1 protein-coding gene and 1 pseudogene are annotated in these 676 nt (G+C 39.5%); both read left to right on the top strand.

The features are described 5' to 3' along the window. Nucleotides 1–257, top strand: a 257-nt coding sequence (locus tag ACFIK8_RS11720) for a prolipoprotein diacylglyceryl transferase family protein (RefSeq protein WP_375669524.1), incomplete at its 5' end; no start/stop codon positions are given. Continuing rightward, nucleotides 232–609, top strand: a pseudogene (locus tag ACFIK8_RS11715) (SAM-dependent methyltransferase); the annotation flags it as partial. The gene ACFIK8_RS11720 and the pseudogene ACFIK8_RS11715, both read left to right, overlap by 26 nt. Nucleotides 610–676 lie beyond the last annotated feature (67 nt).

The raw sequence follows: 676 nt of genomic DNA, 5'->3' as shown, positions 1-676 counted from the left end.
TTGCTTTCAAAGCATTAAAACGCCCTGGCACCGTAGCAGGGACATTTATGATAGGCTATGCAATAGCACGGAGCATTTCTGAAGTTTACCGTGCGCCTCAAGAAGATCCAGAATGGTTTTCTACTCTTTTTCATTCTACTGGATTTACCTATGGCATGGCTTTATCTCTTCCCATGCTTTTTTTTGGTATTTATCTTCTTCTCCAGGCTTTCAAACACAAATCTACAGAAAATGGAGACCCTAAAAGAAAAAATTGAAGAAATTATTGCACTGAATGGGCCAATCCCTGTTAGTCAATATATAACGTTGGCACTCACAGATCCCCAATTTGGCTATTATCAAACACAAACACCTTTTGGCCGCGCTGGTGATTTCATCACAGCACCTGAAATAAGCCAATTGTTTGGAGAGATGATTGGTATTTGGGCCCTCGCAAACTGGAAGGTCCAGGGTTGTCCTCACCCTTTTATTCCCGCTGAAATAGGTCCAGGACGCGGAACTCTTATGGATGATATTTTGCGTACCATTCAAAAATTATCCCCAAAAGCATTTGATGCTGCTAAAATTTTTCTTATTGAAATAAGTAAAAAACTCGCAGTACAACAGCAATAACGTCTTTCATCTTATCAAAAACAAATCCATAGCATTGAAAATTTTTCTCAAATCCCCTTGAGTC

This window comes from Bartonella sp. MR168JLCBS (assembly GCF_042194175.1).
Note: the sequence above shows the minus strand (reverse complement) of the source record. Positions and strands in the feature narration are given on the sequence as shown.